Here is a 17,662-nt window from a genome sequence, read left to right as displayed (position 1 = left end):
ACCTTGATTTATTAAATCAAGGTTTTATTATTTTCATTTCTATGTTATTTAAAATGTTAAGAATTTCCTTATTAATAATATCAGGCACGTACTGATGCATGTTATGATTTGATCCTTTAATAATCCTTTGTTGACTCTTCGTAGACCAATTTTTTAATGCTTCCTGACTATTATTCCATTCCAGTTCGTTAGCTTCACTCTCAGAAGTAAGTATTATAAGAGGAATATCACCTATTTTAGAGAATTCCACAACTTTTGAGGCATTAATTTGTATATTATTTTCTTCATCATGTTTGTTCTTATTTACCATGTTTCTTATATACATTGCCTTATCAATTTCTTTTAAACCTTCAGGTACAAGAGAAAAATTATTTCTGGGAGCATATACTGTATCCACGAAATTGGGGGAATTATTGAACAAAAGTCGAATTACACCTATTTTATTCAAGAATGATTTTAATGACAATGTTGAAGCTGCATCTTCATCAAATGTTTTCTGGGCATAATATTCAGGGTTCCCAGCATCTATTAAAACAATCCCTTTCACTTCATCCTTGTACAATTGCGCAAACCTTAATACTTCAAGAGAAGCCAAGGAATGTCCTACAAGAATATAAGGAGGTTTTGCACCTGATTTCTCAAGTAATTCATGTACTTCTTCGGTTATTGTATCAATATCTCTAGGCGTTTTAGAAATACTACTCCATCCGTATCCAGGTCTATCGTATACTGCTATCCTTGTTTGTTTGGATATTTCGTTATATAAGGGATAATATTCGACATAAGGACATGGAATGCCCCAACCAGATGCAAAAACTACAGTAGCTTTCCCTTCCCCTTTTGAATAGATATGCATATCATGTCCATCTATATTAATTATTTGCCCTGGTGGAGTATATTTTCTATTATCAATATATTCAGCAGATTTTTCATAAATAATTCCTACTGTGACTATTAAACTTATGCCTACCATTCCTATGATAAAAAATTTTTTTATCCATTTTAATACTCTCCTCTTAATGCTTAAGTTATTTTTTTTAGTTCCATTTTTTTTCATAATGTCAACTCCTTACTATATGTTCAAGTATTAGTATAAAGATGAAATCTCACGATTTTTTATATAATTTCTTAAGATTTCTTTACAGCTATTACACATTTTATTTACAAATGATATAATCAAACTATGTTTTTGTGAATTTATTTAAGGGTGGAGTACAATGAATAATTATAATATTTTAATAATTGAAGATGACAAAGAGATAGCTGATTTAATTGAGACTTTCCTTGTTAATGAAGCATACTGCGTGTATAAAGCTTATAATGGAAATGATGGCTTAGAACTACTAACGAAGCATAAAATTCATCTAATTGTGTTAGACATTATGCTGCCTGGAATTGATGGTCATGAAATCTGCAGAAAAGTAAGAAAAAAATTAGATATACCTATAATAATGCTTAGTGCTAAATCTCAAGATATGGATAAAATATTAGGTCTAGGAATAGGTGCTGATGATTACATGGTGAAGCCTTTCAATCCCATGGAGCTAGTTGCCAGAGTAAAATCTCAGCTAAGACGCTATATAACCTTAACTAAATCTCAAGTAACCAATCACATTGATAGTATTATTGAAATTAAAGGATTAACAATAAATAAACAGAATCACTCAGTTTATCTTTTTGATAAAGAAATAAGCCTTACTCCTACGGAATATGAAATATTGCTCCTTCTTGCAAGTAATACGGGGAGGGTTTTCAGTTCAGAAGAAATATTCGAAAGGGTATGGCAGGAAAAATATTATAAATCCAATAATACTGTTATGGTACATATATGGAGGCTCAGAGAGAAAATTGAAGTTAATCCTAAAGAGCCTAAATTAATTGAAACTGTATGGGGAGTAGGGTATAAAATTGAAAACTAATTATATGAAAATCAGATATAAGATTATTCTTACTTATTTTTTAAGTGCTGTATTATCTGGAATATGCAGTTTGATACTGTCCGTTATATGTGCAATTGTCTTTCATGAAAGAATTTATGACTTGCTTGGATGGTTAGATTCCCACGTTATCGCTATTCCAGTTCTATTATTATTAATTATACTTTTTTTCTTTTTACTTATGAGTATATTTTTTCTCTTATTAACTCAGAAAAGCACCAGATACCTTGAGGAAATAACAAAAGCTCTCCAAAGAATATCTAACGGTAGCTTAGATACAAAAATTCCAGTAAGAACCACCGATGAATTAGGTGAATTAGCACAAGTCATAAATAGTATGACACTTAAACTTACTTCTCTTTTAGAAGAAGAACGAAACTGGGAGCGGTCAAAAAACGAATTAATAACAAACGTCTCTCATGATTTGAGGACACCCTTGACATCTATACTAGGTTATGTAGAACTGATATCTAAACAAAAATACTCAGATGATATAAAATTACATCAGTACTCAAATATTATTCAAGAAAAATGCATACACCTAAAGAAACTAATTGACGACTTATTTGAGTATTCAAAGTTAAGCAGCAAAGAAGTTTCTGTAAACAGATCAGAAGTAAATCTACAAGAATTACTAGAGCAAGTAGTTATTGGTTTTATGCCTGTATTAAACGCGAATGGAATGGAGTACAGGATTCTCTCACACAAAGTTAAAGTTATGTTATTGGCTGATCCTATTTTACTTGCGAGGTTATTTGATAATCTGATAAGTAATGCTATTAACTATGGAAAAGAGGAAAAATATATAGATATAGAACTGTTAGAGGAATCAAATGAAGTAGTTGTGAAAATAACTAATTATGGTGAAAATATACCTGAAAACGACTTACCTCACATTTTCGAAAGATTATACCGTGTTGAAAAATCTAGGTCGAGGCAAGACGGTGGTACAGGCCTTGGCCTTGCAATTGCAAAAAGTATTGTAGAAATACATAAAGGTAAGGTCAATGCATTCAGCAAAAATGGAAAGACTGTATTTGAGGTAAGATTAAGTACCCTTGACAAGGGTTGATATTATATTATTTTCTAATTGATTAACATACTAAAGGATGTTACGCTTAGTAACATCCAATTAAAAAGGTGACCAGCTCCTGAATAAATTTTTTAAGTAAAATGATGTTTTCTGATATAATTTGAAATGCTCCTTATAGTCCTTTAGGCAGAACCACAGTAAATGTTGAACCTTTTCCATGAGTACTTTTAACATAAAGTTGGCCACCATGCATTTTGATAATTTCATCTGCTATAGCTAGTCCTAGTCCCATTCCGCCCTCTTTTGTACTTCTGCTTTTATCCTCCCTAAAAAATCGTTCGAATATAAATTCCAAGTTCTTGCTATCAATTCCACAACCATTGTCTTTCAATTCAATACGTAAATTATCATAATCATCTGCCAGTGTAAAACTAATTATTACTCCGTCCTTACCATATTTAATAGCATTGTCTAATAGATTTCTTATGACTCGTGCAATCTCATCTTTATCTATATTAGCAAAAATGGTGTATTCCGGGATTTCAACATCAATTTCCATCATGTTTTCCTGTAATACTGGCAAATATTCAATAAGCAACTCCCTTAACATTTCAGATACATCGACCTTCTGTTTATTTATCACAAAATGCCCAGATTCTAGCCTTGAAAAATCGAGAAGCTCTCGTAGAAGCTTTTCCATATACAGTGCTTTTTTTCTTATAATTGTTATATATCTTTTTTCCTCTTCTTCATCTTCATAAACATTGTTCTCTAATGATTCTGAATACCCTATAATAGATGTCAGAGGCGTTCTAATGTCATGAGATATATTTGAGACTAGTTTTTTTCTCTGTTCATGGTATGCTTTTTCAACATCTACCTGATTCTTCAACCTCTCTGACATCTTTTCAAATGCAACTGCTAGATATCCTATTTCATCTTGTGAAGTATCATTTATAGCTATATCCATATTATCCAATTCAAATTTTGAAATCTCTTTATAAAGTATATTGAACCGCTCGGAAATGCTTTTCGAAAACATATAGGCAAAAGAACTTGATATAATAAGTGTAATTCCTAGTCCAATTAAAAACATTTTACCGAAAATGCCTGCTCCTTTGAGCCCATTTATACTAAACGAAAGAGCAGTATAGTATTTTGCAGGTACTATTATCACTAAGAAACCTTTCTCATCATTTGCCATGTTTATCTCTCTAGCAACCATCCATCTTGTTTGAGAAAACTCCCCATGCTTCGATAAGCTTTCCATTAGTTCACTCATAGTCTCAATTTGCTGATTTGAAGCGGTGGTATATACTAGTTTCATTCGTTCAGATAGTAATTCCAATTCTATACCATTGTATTTTTCTTTCCACTCATTCAATATTGATTTAATTTTCAAATAATCAAATGAATTAAGTTTTTGAACTTGACTCGCTGCACCATTTGCCACACGCTCCATATCATTTGTATTAATTCCAGCCCACCAACCATTATTTATTAAATACCAGTTTATAAAAATAAAAATAATTACAGATATTATGATAGACAAAATAAAAATAGTAAAAATTTTCGTCCTTAGCCTCATCTTTTACCCCCAATGCATATTATGAAACTACAAATTTGTATCCTATTCCTCTTATGGTTTTTATGAAGTTTGGGTTTTTGGGATTGTCCTCAATTTTATCTCTAATATGACTTATATACACCATAACAGAGTTATCATCTTCAAAATTGTCTTCCCAAACATTATTATAGATTTGTGCCTTTGTGAAAACTCTTCCTGGATTATCCATAAAGAATTTTAATAATTTGAATTCTATTGCTGATAGTTCAATTGGTATACCATTTTTGGTAAAAGAATAACCCTTAAGATCAATACACAAATTACCTCTGATTATTTTCTCAGTAACCTCAACAGGCTCCCGGAAAGCACTACTCCGTTTAATATGTGCTTTTATTCTTGCAGTAAGTTCTGCCGGACTAAATGGCTTGGTTACATAATCATCTGCACCTAGACCAAAACCTAGTATCTTATCATAATCTTCTTGCCTTGCACTAAGGAAAACCACAGGCAAATAAGGGTTATTCTTCCTGATTTCTCTGAGCACTTCAAAACCGTCTATATCATTCATCATAATATCTAATACGATCAGGTTATATTTATCGAAGTCAATCATCTTCAAAGCCTTTCGTCCACAATCAGCCTGAGAAACTTGCATCCCTTCTCTTTTCAGGTGCGTGACAATAAGCTCACGTATTTCTTTCTCATCATCAACAACCAATATTTTCTCACCCGGCATTGGCCATTCCTCCTTACCAGATACACATGTAATTTTTCAGAAAAATAAAATAAAACTTGCCATATCAAGTATATAATTTCAAAACTCCTATTTGCAACAATATTTTTAAAGGATACTTATTACAGATCATTTTATTAGCATAGCGATTCTAAAACATCTCAATAACAACTCCTAATATCTAAACCCTAGCAAGTTCCAATAATTATATATCCAAACAAAAACCAGACATATGACTGCACCTGCAGAAGTATTAATTCTGAAAAACAAACTGCCGTGCTTACACTTCCAGCTGACAACCGAATATACAGCCAAAACGATAGATATCAAAGTATTAATAATTGGTATGATTAATATGAACTTTGCATCTAATGGTATTCCATACCTTAGTCTCTCACCCCAAGTCATCATACTTATTATGAAAAACATGATATTAAGTAAGGAATTTACACCAACTATCCAGTATACATATCTGACTATTTTAAATCCTATTGTATTTTCTTTATATTTTTTTATAATGCATCTTACAGAAAAAACAATCCACAACATGATTTCAAGAAGGAACACTATAATGCAAACAATGAATAAACCAATTTGGAAAAAATTTTCATCATACCAGTTAATTCTTTCATATGTTCCATGCCAACTATTGGATGTTTGAGCCATATATGCTATGTCACTTCCCTTACCTTGCTCAAATATAATATATTCCCCATTTGACTTCCTAAATACCATTTTAGTAATCTGAACTGCAGAAGTAATTGATTCCTTTCCAGTGAATGGGTCTATCTCATTAACAGTAATAGATCCATCTTTATTAACAGATATCTTTACATCTTCTCCTGCCCCAAATATGTCCCCTTTGTTCAATGTGCTTCTTGCATACTCACCAAACCTATAAGTGCCTTCTACATTTTTATTTATGTCACTACTAAAAGAAATCTTATGAGTATTATTTTCAATAGACGGATAATAATGATCTATAAAATCATTTACAAAATACTGTGGAAATGAATTATTAGAGCCTTGGTTAACAGAAACAAATATTCCTATATTATAATCAGGAAACAAACTTACTTCAGTTGAAAAGCCATCAGGTGAATAACCAGGATGTCTTATTGTACGTAAACCATTTCTCAACCCTTCACAAAATCCATAACATGTTCCAGGAATTTTAGAATCAAACCCCGCCTGGCGACTATGCATTAGTATTGCCGTATCTTTTTTTAAAATACGTTTACCATTGTATTCACCGTTATTAAGGTGAGCCATCATAAATTTAGCCATGTCATCAGCAGTTGAAATAATACCACCTACAGGATATAAATTGAAGTATCCTTTCATTTCCCTTGGTTCTATGGTTTCGCCAATCGATACATACCCTTTTGCAAGTTCTGGTAAATTCATCTTGAAACTAGTATTTGTCATTTCTAACGGCACAAATATATTTTTATCTATATATTTAGCACAATTCATTCCAGATACTTCTTCAACGATACATGCCGCAAGTGCCATACCATAATTGCTATATTGAATATACTGACCTGGCTCTCTAACTACAGGAAGCATTCTTTTCTTCAAAACTCCTGACACAGGCTTTGCTTCAGATTCTTTTTCTGATAAATCCCCTATGACATCGCTATCTATACCTGATGTATGTGTAAGAAGATGAGCCATTGTTATTTTCTTATTATAGGTATTCTTTATTTCAAAACTATTAAGATATTTGTTAACATCTTCATTTAGATCAACTTTCCCTTCCTCAACCATTTGCATTGCTGCACTAGCAGTAAAAAGCTTTGTTACCGATGCTATCCTAAATAGTGTCTTGTCTGGAACAACAGGTATTTTCTCTTCTAAATCTGCATATCCATATCCTTTTGATAATATGATTTCTCCGTCTTTAACGATTGATATAACAGCTCCTGGAATATTGTATTTTTTCATGTTGCTATTGAACGCAGTATCTATATAACGCTCTAATTCTCCTGAGTATATACTTTCGTTTAGCTTACTTAAAAAGATTGATTTGTCTTGAATAACATGCTGAACAGCTAATGCATGACTAGTATAAAACATACATATCACTGAGCAAACAATTATTAATACCAATTTTCTTGAATTTCTTTTACAGGACAAGTAGTAACTATTAATATCTTTCAACAACTTCACACCTTTCTCATTTATTTCTTATTTGATCAATAGCTAAATTCTAACAATCTCAATTTAAATACAGCTTAATAGATTCTTAAAATAATATTAAAAATAGTGTGAGGTTTTTGTTTTAATTAATTCCATCTAAACATAGAGTTATGCATTCTCTTTTAACAAAATACAAAAGCTGAAGGGAGTGATGTTTATAACACCACGCCCTTCAGCTTTGATTAATTACTATTTAATTAATGGTTTTTTCTTTAATTGGATGTCCACTGTTAAATATATACTATAATAGAATGAAGTTTGGAATGAGAGTTCTTTAACATAATTATTGGTATCCTATATCTACTTCAATTTTTTATTGAACCTAATAACTATTATTGTCTTCTACATTCAAACTTTCAAGTGCTTTTTTAAATAATCGATCTGATTCTTTTTGTATTTGATCATTTACTTGATAATTATTTTTTTGCAGTATATCAAGTAATTCTTTTGTAATTTGAGCTGTTGTGGTTCCTTCATGTTCATCTACTACTCTTTTATAAGCATTAATTACTTCATCATTAATTTTATTCGGTTCAGAATAATCATTCATTGGATGAATATAAGGTCTAATATAACCAATATATAAGTTTCCTACTTCTTTTATCTCAGGAACATCTTTATATTTTAATAAATATGACTCAGTTTTTAAGGCTCTATCTGCTAGTTCATCCCAAGATATAGCAAGGTGTGCGTCTTTAAATGAAAGTTTTTCAGACTCTGTTGCATAAATTTCTATATAGTCTTTCATATCATTTGATAAGTAAGGAATATATTTTTTCAAAAGACTATAGTTCTGTATTGGATAAAAATCACCTTCTAATACAACTAGTTTGTACCCACCATTTATTATTTCTGTTATAAGTTCTTTTAGATCTGAATCTTCTATTGTATCAATTTTTTCTTTATCAAACTCAAATCCAAAAGTATTATGTAATTGATTGGCTCTATCATTTTCAAATAATGCACTTGAATATTCATAAGTATAATCTCGTTGTATATTTTCTAATCCTAAAATCATTGCACCTGCATTTTCTTCAGAAACTTTTTCAATGTTTTTGTCAATATATTCCATAGCTACATAAGGCTTCTCGTTTTTAATAATTTCATTATATTGAAGAACAATTTCTTCTTCATCTTCTTTGGTAATCTTATTTTCTTCTTTATTTTCGTTTTCACTTTCCTGACTAATACTCTGATTTTGACTATTTCCTTTTACTACGTTGTCCGTCTTTTCTGTACAGCCACCTAATATAAAAGTACTTATTAATGCTATAATCAGTAATTTTTTCAAAATAGCCTTACCTCCTCTGATCACATAGTCTTATACATGCAATATACTATCATAATATTTCGCATGAAAGTAGTTACAAAATGATCTCAAAATCAACATATCAACCTCATGCTTGACTTATTTACTAGTCTATAATACTATAACCTTAGAATATACATAGCTAAGGAGCTGATCCCATGGTTTATGCAGATGATTTATCCCTTCCTTTTTAGATTATAAAAAGAGAAGGGTGCTAAAATGATAAATGAAAGTTTGAATAGTAAAAATAAAATAGATTCAAAGAAGATTAACAAAATGGCTTTACCACTAATCTTAAACTCGGTAACAGCTATGATAATTGGTCTATGTGATCAAGCTATGGTTGGAAGAATATCCTTAGAAGCTTTTGGTGCAGTTGGTCTCATTGCCTCTACAATAAACAGCCTTACAGGTGTTTTTGGCATGACTTCAGTTGCTTTTAACATTTTAGGTGCAAAATGTAAAGGTAAAGAAGATGTTATAGGTTTATATGGAAATTTTGCTGTCAATTTGTTAATAAGCTTAGTTACAGGTCTAACCTTTTTTATTTTAACCTTGTTGTTTGGTAAAGCTATTCTTCAAAACCTTTATAACCTAAAAGGTATAGTCTTAAGTGAAAGTGTAAATTATCTTTATGTATTCAGTCTTTCTTTAGGGCTAAATATGATACTTTTCACATTTTCATCTTACTTAAAGATTGTTAACAACACAAAGCATATACTTTATGCAAATGTTACATCATCTATTTTAAATGTAATATTTGATTATATACTTATTTTCGGACATCTTGGTTTTCCTAAAATGGGTATGTATGGAAATGCTATTGGTTCTGTTCTCTCACTTGCTGTAGGCATTGGTATTTATGTAGCTGCAACTAACCCTTTAAAGCTTTTTAAAGGGCTAAATATAAGCTTTAAAAAACTAACTAAAGATACTGTAAAAGTATCCATGCCTCTTATTGGACAAGAAATATTAGAATCAACCCTGCTTATAATATTCATAAATTCAATATTATCTCGTATAGGCATATTAGAGGTTTCTGTCTATAGCATGCTATCCTTAATAACAAGTATAGCCTTAATGCCAATGTACGCATATTCACAAACTTCGCTAACTTTTGTTAGTGAAAGCATTGGATCATCCAATAAAACCTCGCTTAAAAAAACTCCAAAAACTTGCATGATTTTTGCATTGTTTTTATTCTTTATAATTGCAACAATAGCCTATACTTTAAACCATTCTATTTTTAGAATTATAACTAATGACCTAACTTTGATTAAAACATCATCTATTTATATAGGTTTTGCCTTGATTGTTAACATTTTTAATGTACCAAATACCATTTATAAGTACAGTCTTCAGGGCATAAGCTATGAGAGGTGGGTATTTCGTACCTCAATAATTATTAATTTTATTGGAGTAAGCCTTATGTTTGTTCTTTCAATGTTATTTAGGCTAAATTTATACGGGATTTACCTCGGTTTGATGCTTAACTTCATAATTCTATCAATAGTTTTCAATGTTAAATACAATAAAGTATGCACTATAGTACAAAAGTAGCATTAAAATAATGCCTAAACATATTCATATATGTTTAGGCATTTGCATATAAAAGTTCTAGCATTTATGATGGATTTCACAAAAAAAGCTGATGTAAATGCAATTTCATCACTAACACATATATCCAAGACTTCAACTTATTTACGACCATTAATTATAATATTTCATTAAAGACATTACTAAATCTTCAATATAAATTACATGTTATCGTATTTTTATACCTTTATTGGTTTGTTTGATCAAATTTTCTAATGCCTCTGATATCATCCTATTTCTTCTCTACTAACACAATTCATTCAACGTGCACTTTGATAGAAAAATGATGCTAATACTCATTAATATTGATTTTATATAAAGATATACTTCCAGAACAAATGGGAAATAAAATTCATAGATTTTCAAATATAAGTATTATAATTTCAGAAGCATAGCATTCATGTAAATCCAAGCACATTCTCTGAATATAGAGCATATGATAATTTTATAATACTATGAAAGGAATGAACAATATGTATAGTGTATATAAACCACATCCGTGTCCTTACTACGCTAACACTCCCATGTATAACTCATACAACATGTATAATTTCTATAAAACGTATCCATATCTTTACTGGGTTAATACGCCAATGTATAACTCAGAGTTTTGGAAAAAATTTATTAAATTAAAGGATTATGGTCCAGAACCGTTTGTAGTTAATATTAATGAGGCTACAAAACAAAACAATACTTTTCGTACCGCTTTATGGACTGGAGACAATTTGCAGGTTACTTTGATGAGCATCAATGTTGGAGAAGACATAGGTTTAGAAGTTCATCCCACAGTCGATCAATTCATACGTATTGAAGAAGGGCAAGGACTTGTTAAAATGGGTGATAAAAAAGATAAGTTGGATTTTCAAGAAAAAGTCTATGATGACTATGCAATCATGATACCTGCTGGTAAGTGGCACAATGTAATCAATACAGGTAATAAACCACTTAAATTGTACGCTATTTATGCTCCACCTGAACATCCACGTGGCACTGTTCATGAAACTAAAGCAGATGCAGAAGCTGATGAAAGGAATCACGGCAAGTAATATCAAAATTAGCTTTAAAAGAAGTATGTAAAAACAGCCTTCCACGATAAAATCAAATTATCATAGGAGGCTGTTTTTTCAGAAATGTACCTTATAATAAAAATATTATCTAAATCTATTGACTTATCTAAAAGTATCAGGATATATTTTTTGATTTTAGACCAAGTAAAATTAAAAAAGCTCCCGGAATTAAAAATGGTATAACAATACTTAGATTTGAAAGTGGACCAAATATTATCATTCCAAAAGGTGTAGCTAATGAGGAAAATAAATCTACAAAAGAAAAGGTACGCCCAATGTATAATTCCTCGGTAATTTCTTGAATATGTGTTGTTAACGGAGTGTAATATAATGGGCTTCCTATTCCCATTACAAACATTAGTATAATAAACAAAACAATATTTTTACTTGGAATCAGCAATATCATTACTAACCCAAATAACGTTGCAGAAAAACCTATTAGTTTAAAAGGTGCAATTGACAATGTTTTGTAGGATAAAAAGAGACTAACTAGCAAAGCACCAATTGAAAAAGCTGTTTCAATTGTACTCAATATCCAAATCTTATCTCCAAATGATTGAAAAGCTAAAAGCGGAGTTAGTTGTGATGCTGGTACAACTAAAAAAGAAAAAGCGCTGTAAAACAAGATACTGTTCTTCAATGAGAGGTTGGATAGGATATAGCGCACTCCTGATTTTAATTCCTCTATTGGCTTATATTTGCCCTCACTGTTTTTTCGTACTGGTATAGATATGGTTGAAAGCAGTGAAATTCCAATTAAGGCAGTAATTACATCAATGAAAAAAACTCCAGACATTGATGTGAAGCTCATAATAATCCCGCTTATACCAGGTGAAATTAGCTGAATAACACACCAAATACTTGTGTATATACTGTTTGCTCTCATCAACTCTTTTTCTGGTACAAGGAGTGGTAACATGCTTTTGATTGCAGGCATCTGAATCCCAGATCCAAGGGATCGCAAGCAGTTAAAAAAGAATATCCAGCCAATGCTATCAATCCCAATCAAAAAAAATACAGCTAAAATAAGTGTAGAAAAGGCAACTGAGGAATCCGCTAACATTACAATTTTTTTAGGAGAATGGCGGTCTGCCATAACACCTCCAAATAGCATGATTAGTGCTTGAGGTAAATAGGTGGTGATTGTGACTCCTGCAACCGCAATTCCTGACCCTGTTTTTAAGGTAACATACCACATAACTGCAAATGAAACGATAGTGGAGCCAAGCAAAGATACTCCTTGGCTCGTCATATAGGCAAATAATTTAAAATGCCAATTATCGATTTCTATTTTTCTAAGCATATTTTATCCCCCTTAAATATATTTACCGGTGATACTTCTGCTGTCATTTCGCAGATCATTTGGTGTACCAGTTGCAACTACAGTTCCACCAAGATTACCACCCTCTGGCCCTATTTCGATAATCCAGTCCGATGCTCTGATAATATCCGTGTTATGCTCAATGATTAGTACCGTGTGATTGGAAGTGACCAGTTTCTTGAAAATAGTAATCAGTTTTTCAATATCATTGAAATGCAGACCGGTAGAGGGCTCATCCAGAATATAAAGCATATGCTTCTTTTGTTTGCGACTCAGTTCCTTTGCCAGCTTTAATCGCTGTGACTCACCGCCGCTGAAAGTTGTTGTGTTCTGTCCTAATTTGATATAGGGCAGACCAACCTCTTCTAATACTGATAACTTATTGAAAATTTCTGCTTCATCTTTCCAGAATATTGTAGCTTGGGATACATCCATATTTAAAATATCTGAAATGTTCTTATTTTTGTACGTTATTTCTAACACTTGATTTTTATATCGTTTTCCTTTGCAATCTGGGCAGGTAACGAAGTGATCAGCCATATATTGAAAAGCTACTTTGATTTGTCCCTGTCCCTCACAAGTTGGGCACTGCCCCTCTTTGGAGTTAAAGCTAAAATGCTTTTCATCCAAACCAAGTTCACGAGCATCTTGTTGTGTTGCAAATATTTTGCGTATTTCATCAAATGCCCCTATATAGGTGACTGGAGTAGAACGAGTTGACTTACCAATAGGGCTTTGGTCCATGTGAATGAAGCCATCAATTTCTTTGAAACCTTTTAGTTGTTTGAAATTGTGATTTACCAGGCGTTTCTTATTAATAGATTCATCTAATGCAGGAATAAGCGTATCAAATACCAGCGTGCTTTTCCCGGAACCACTCACTCCGGTAACGCAACACATTTTGTACAGAGGAAAATCAACCGTTATATTTTTCAGATTATTGGCCGTACAGCCTAACAAAGTAAGCCATTGTTTAGGCATTTGCAAGGCTTGCAATGTTTGAGATTTAATATCTTTTAAATATTTCCCGGTTAAAGACATAGGATTCTTAATAACATCATCCACACTGCCAAATGCAACAATTTCACCGCCATGAACTCCAGCACCGGGACCGACATCAATTAAATAATCAGCTTCAAGCATTGTGTCTTTATCATGCTCAACAACAATAACCGTGTTTCCTTTATCACGAAGTTTTTTCATGGTATCTATCATTAAATGATGATCTCTAGGGTGTAGTCCTATGGACGGTTCATCTAGAATATATGTTAATCCCACAAGATCACTGCCTAATTGGCACGAAAGCCGAACTCTTTGAAGTTCTCCACCAGACAGAGTAGGTGCTGTTCTGTCTAGGGTAAGATAAGATAGCCCAACCTGTATTAAATTTGTAACTCGAACTTTAATTTCTGGAAAAATATCTTTTGTCTTTTCATTTTGCGCTTCAGTCAGATTATTGACTATAGTAGTAAGCCAATTGTATAACTGTTTAATAGGCATTTTTGTCAGTTCAGGTAACCGCCATCCTAATATAGTTGTGTATCGAGCTTCTGTGCAAAGTAGTTCTTGTTTGCATGTGGGACATGGAATTTCTCTCATGTATTGTTTATAAGTATTGTTACCTGTTTTTGATTCTCTAAATAGACGAAGAATATGAGAAAACGCTCCAGCAGCAGGTCGTGAAATAACAGTTTCTCTACCACGAGAATTGTAGGAAAAGTTATAAATCTTATCACCGGTTCCATAGAGTATAGCTTTTTTAAAGTCCTCAGGCAGACTTTTCCACGGCAGATTTAGATCTACTTTCATATGCTCTGCAACTGCATATAGTTCACCTACCCACCAGTTCCCAGTAAGCTTTTTTCCTCTTAATTTACCCCACCAGTGAGTAGCTCCATCTAAAACAGATAACTCGTCATTCATTATGATTGCATCAGGATTTATTTCGTACATAAATCCAAGACCGTTACAATCATGACAGGCTCCACTATGGGTATTGGGATTAAATGAGGATGTAGTGAGGGTTGGGAAAAGAAGATTACAACTTGGGCAACTATTTTTATTTTTACTCTTTTTTACTAAACGATTTCCGCAATAAGGGCAATGTGAAATGCCTATTGCTACATATAACATCCTCAAATAATCAAGAATACCTGTTAATGTACCAACTGTAGAACGTGGATTTTGACTGCCCTTCTTTTGTTCAATTGCGATAGTCGGAGTGAGACCATGCAAAGAGTCAAATTCTGGTTTTTCAGTCTGATCCTGCATTCTTGCAGCACTTGATAAATTGTCAAGATAACGCCGCTTACCCTCAGCATAAATTGTGTCAAAAGCCAATGAAGATTTTCCGCTTCCACTAACTCCTGTGATTACTGTTAGTTTTTGTTTAGGAATAGCAACAGTGACGTCTTTAAGGTTATTCTGTCGACCGCCTTTCAGAAGTATTTGATTGGGTATGGATGATATGACATCAGAAACAGCCGATTCCTGCTGCTTTTTTACATCTTCTATTTGAAGTTTGTCACTTAACACATTTGGGTCAATCATGTTTGATTTTCCGACTACATCTAAAATAACGAGTTTAGAACGAATTGATTGCAAGTACTCATCTGGTAAACGTTCATGAAGATTTTTAAATTCATCAGTCGAAGCATTACAATTTGAAGTAAGGTCTGCCATTTCGTCAAGAAGCTGCTTTTCACTTTGAGAAAGCTCACTGAATTTTTTCGTACTCAACTCTGTCCATAAATCCCACGGCAACAGTTCAAGTCCCTGTAAGCAATTGAAATCATGTAACAAGTTTCCTTTGACAGAATGCCAGCCCTTCCAGTTTTTATTGTAGCCAAAATCCTCAGGGTGGCGTTCACCTAATCTGCTTTTTATCCATGCCTCTCCTGCAAGAAGAAAATTGGAGCTTTTCCCCATATCATAGGTATCAAATGTAATGCCATAATATTTTTTTTGAACCTCATCCACCTGAGCATCTACACGAATCCAACGGTTCTGTTTAGTATCGTAATACTCTGCTACCCAGTGATCCTCAAACATCAGCTCACTATCAAAATAGTTGGCAAATCCAACTCTTAGTCTAGCAGGTATTTTTTTATGACGCATAAAGGAGATTAGAAGTAGGGCGTAGTCTCTACACATGCCCACAAGACGTTGTTTGGGTTCTCGTGCTTCCTTCAAAGAACAGCGATCAAGTTGGAATATAGCGTCTAACATTTGAGGTACTGTACGAAGTAATTCTTCATCAGATTGTTTCTTACTAAAATTAATACCATATAACTTACCAAGGGCGCCATGTATGACAAGTCCTTGCACGATATTTAAAAGTTGTTCTGGATTTTCTGGAAGTGCATCTAGTTCTTTCTCATACTGCTTAGGATCAGTGATCACACTTTGTTTTACATAATAATCCACGTTATTCCTATTTATTGTCATTTCAATCCCTCCTAATTCTTATTTATCATCTTTTTAATTCCTCCTATCGAATTTGATATTAAACCCTCACACGGTGTCAGTGTCAAGGGCTAATTTTCTAAATAAGATTAGTTTTTTGTTATACCAAAAGTTTGAATAGAAATAAAAAACTTATATGTCAATTGAAAATAAGCTCTTTAAACCTATTTTAATGGCGTTCAAACATGAACGCCATTAAAATAGGTTAGTATTGTTTTGTACTATTTGTACTGGAATTTGAATTTCTGTCAAATAATCATTTGGATCAGAGATATCTGATTTACCTATTATAGTAACTTGCCTGCTTAGTCCTTTCATTTTATATTGACTATGTTCATCTAACCAATAGATAAAGCTCTGGTAAGCAGCCGACAGCTTATCATATGAACCATACACCATCATACAGGCCATTTGTTCGACACTTTCCAGTTCTCTAAACACAAAATGGTCTATATTTTTTGAAAGCTTTTTTACAATAAAAGCTACTTCAACATCAGCGTCGGCATCAACATGTCCTTCATCATGATATATTGCGATGTTGTTATAACTACGTCTTTCAATATCAAGATGCTCTCTATTTATAAAATTAGTTAATTCATACCATAATGCTCCCTCATATGAATAATCAGGTATTTTTTTTCGTAATGAAACGATATTATATCTTGGTATAGATTTTATTATAACGTTATAATGAATATCAATTTGGTCTTTATGTATATCATTAATTGTTGATCTAATTCTATTAATTCGCTCTTTTTCCGCGCGTATATTCTGTTCTGTTTCAAAAATTTTATTGTTTAATTGCTCAATGAGAAAATCATCATTCCAATTTTTAAGCAGCTTTTTTATATCTGCAACAGAAAAGTTCAAATCACGCAATAGCACTATTTTTTGTAATTCAGGTAGCTGTTTAGCAGAATACATGCGATATCCAGATTGTTTATCTATATGATCAGGTTTTAATAAGTCATGTTCATCATAATAACGTAGCATGCGAACTGAAACATGCGTTAATTTTGAAAAATCACCTATATTAAGCATAATTTCACCTCCATGTTTTTCAGTATATATAAACTTTAATAATACTTCAAGTAATTTGAAAATACCCTATTGACACTAGCACAATGTGTGCTTTTAAGGGAAGAACCTTAACCGAAAGGAAATGTAAAGTATGATTGATACTTGTAGAGATATCCATATTGTTTTTTTACCACACATGTTCTGTGCCACTATAAAATGTATCAGTATTTCACAAAATTTAGTTACTTTGAACTCTATATTCAACTGATTTCCAGCTTTTACATAGTAAAACTGTAACCCTGGATACAGATTGCATAATATTCTATCAGGAAGAAATTAAATACGCAAAGTATCATCATAAATTAGAATTAAAAATAAACTAATAAGATTACTTAAAGTAGTAGAACTTTAA

12 protein-coding genes are annotated in these 17,662 nt (G+C 32.2%); 4 read left to right on the top strand and 8 right to left on the bottom strand.

The genetic code is table 11. From position 1 onward, the window contains the following. Positions 1–16: 16 nt before the first annotated feature. Positions 17–1,057: an alpha/beta fold hydrolase gene (locus HNR33_RS17465; protein WP_429085757.1), complete on the bottom strand. Its 1,041-nt coding sequence runs from the start codon at positions 1,055–1,057 to the stop codon at positions 17–19. 160 nt (positions 1,058–1,217) lie between these two features. Here HNR33_RS17465 and HNR33_RS17460 point away from each other — a divergent pair, with 160 nt between their 5' ends. Together HNR33_RS17460 and HNR33_RS17455 are read left to right on the top strand one after the other, a co-directional pair. Next, on the top strand, positions 1,218–1,919 hold the full coding sequence (locus HNR33_RS17460) for a response regulator transcription factor (RefSeq protein ID WP_429085755.1): 702 nt from the start codon (positions 1,218–1,220) through the stop codon (positions 1,917–1,919). A gap of 4 nt (positions 1,920–1,923) precedes the next feature. Further along, positions 1,924–3,009, top strand: a complete 1,086-nt coding sequence (locus HNR33_RS17455; RefSeq protein WP_429085753.1) for a sensor histidine kinase — start codon at positions 1,924–1,926, stop codon at positions 3,007–3,009. A 133-nt stretch (positions 3,010–3,142) separates the two neighbouring features. Here the strand turns inward: HNR33_RS17455 and HNR33_RS17450 are convergent, their stop codons facing one another. The 4 genes from HNR33_RS17450 to HNR33_RS17435 all read right to left on the bottom strand — a co-directional run bounded on the left by HNR33_RS17450 (position 3,143) and on the right by HNR33_RS17435 (position 8,763). Then, entirely contained in the window at positions 3,143–4,558 is a 1,416-nt protein-coding gene (locus tag HNR33_RS17450) for a sensor histidine kinase (RefSeq protein WP_429085750.1), read from the bottom strand. Positions 4,559–4,577: 19 nt separating this feature from the next. Next, positions 4,578–5,273 carry a response regulator transcription factor gene (locus HNR33_RS17445; RefSeq protein WP_429085747.1) on the bottom strand — a complete coding sequence of 232 codons (696 nt, stop codon included), beginning with the start codon at positions 5,271–5,273 and terminating at the stop codon, positions 4,578–4,580. 171 nt (positions 5,274–5,444) lie between these two features. Then, positions 5,445–7,349: a serine hydrolase domain-containing protein gene (locus HNR33_RS17440; protein ID WP_429085744.1), complete on the bottom strand. Its 1,905-nt coding sequence runs from the start codon at positions 7,347–7,349 to the stop codon at positions 5,445–5,447. A gap of 445 nt (positions 7,350–7,794) precedes the next feature. Then, positions 7,795–8,763 (bottom strand): hypothetical protein, encoded by a 969-nt coding sequence (locus HNR33_RS17435; protein WP_429085742.1) that lies wholly within the window; start codon positions 8,761–8,763, stop codon positions 7,795–7,797. Between the two features lie 237 nt (positions 8,764–9,000). On the opposite strand from HNR33_RS17435, the gene HNR33_RS17430 reads away from it, so the two are divergent. Continuing rightward, entirely contained in the window at positions 9,001–10,341 is a 1,341-nt protein-coding gene (locus HNR33_RS17430; RefSeq protein WP_429085739.1) for an MATE family efflux transporter, read from the top strand. Between the two features lie 491 nt (positions 10,342–10,832). Beyond that, positions 10,833–11,423: a cupin domain-containing protein gene (locus HNR33_RS17425; RefSeq protein WP_429085736.1), complete on the top strand. Its 591-nt coding sequence runs from the start codon at positions 10,833–10,835 to the stop codon at positions 11,421–11,423. A gap of 136 nt (positions 11,424–11,559) precedes the next feature. On the opposite strand, the gene HNR33_RS17420 is transcribed toward HNR33_RS17425, so the two are convergent. From HNR33_RS17420 to HNR33_RS17410, 3 genes are all read right to left on the bottom strand, one after another. Then, the gene (locus HNR33_RS17420; protein ID WP_429085733.1) at positions 11,560–12,747 is read right to left on the bottom strand and encodes an MFS transporter; all 1,188 of its coding nucleotides are present in this window, start codon (positions 12,745–12,747) and stop codon (positions 11,560–11,562) included. A gap of 12 nt (positions 12,748–12,759) precedes the next feature. Continuing rightward, positions 12,760–16,212: an excinuclease ABC subunit UvrA gene (uvrA, locus tag HNR33_RS17415; protein ID WP_429085731.1), complete on the bottom strand. Its 3,453-nt coding sequence runs from the start codon at positions 16,210–16,212 to the stop codon at positions 12,760–12,762. Positions 16,213–16,425: 213 nt separating this feature from the next. Then, positions 16,426–17,271 (bottom strand): MerR family transcriptional regulator, encoded by an 846-nt coding sequence (locus tag HNR33_RS17410; protein ID WP_429085729.1) that lies wholly within the window; start codon positions 17,269–17,271, stop codon positions 16,426–16,428. Positions 17,272–17,662: the final 391 nt, after the last annotated feature.

It is taken from the genome of Brassicibacter mesophilus (assembly GCF_050433385.1).
GTDB classification, from domain to species: Bacteria; Bacillota; Clostridia; order Tissierellales; family Proteiniboraceae; genus Brassicibacter; species Brassicibacter mesophilus.
The sequence above is the reverse complement of the archived record's forward strand: the minus strand, read 5'-3'. Positions and strand labels throughout refer to the sequence as shown.

Excerpts from the sequence above, each read along its gene's own strand:
- HNR33_RS17460 (WP_429085755.1), top strand. The coding sequence starts at position 1,218 with ATGAATAATTATAATATTTTAATAATTGAAGATGACAAAGAGATAGCT.
- uvrA (WP_429085731.1), bottom strand. The coding sequence starts at position 16,212 with ATGACAATAAATAGGAATAACGTGGATTATTATGTAAAACAAAGTGTG.
- HNR33_RS17425 (WP_429085736.1), top strand. The coding sequence starts at position 10,833 with ATGAAAGGAATGAACAATATGTATAGTGTATATAAACCACATCCGTGT.
- HNR33_RS17465 (WP_429085757.1), bottom strand. The coding sequence starts at position 1,057 with ATGAAAAAAAATGGAACTAAAAAAAATAACTTAAGCATTAAGAGGAGA.
- HNR33_RS17410 (WP_429085729.1), bottom strand. The coding sequence starts at position 17,271 with ATGCTTAATATAGGTGATTTTTCAAAATTAACGCATGTTTCAGTTCGC.
- HNR33_RS17420 (WP_429085733.1), bottom strand. The coding sequence starts at position 12,747 with ATGCTTAGAAAAATAGAAATCGATAATTGGCATTTTAAATTATTTGCC.
- HNR33_RS17430 (WP_429085739.1), top strand. The coding sequence starts at position 9,001 with ATGATAAATGAAAGTTTGAATAGTAAAAATAAAATAGATTCAAAGAAG.
- HNR33_RS17450 (WP_429085750.1), bottom strand. The coding sequence starts at position 4,558 with ATGAGGCTAAGGACGAAAATTTTTACTATTTTTATTTTGTCTATCATA.
- HNR33_RS17440 (WP_429085744.1), bottom strand. The coding sequence starts at position 7,349 with ATGTTTTATACTAGTCATGCATTAGCTGTTCAGCATGTTATTCAAGAC.
- HNR33_RS17455 (WP_429085753.1), top strand. The coding sequence starts at position 1,924 with ATGAAAATCAGATATAAGATTATTCTTACTTATTTTTTAAGTGCTGTA.
- HNR33_RS17445 (WP_429085747.1), bottom strand. The coding sequence starts at position 5,273 with ATGCCGGGTGAGAAAATATTGGTTGTTGATGATGAGAAAGAAATACGT.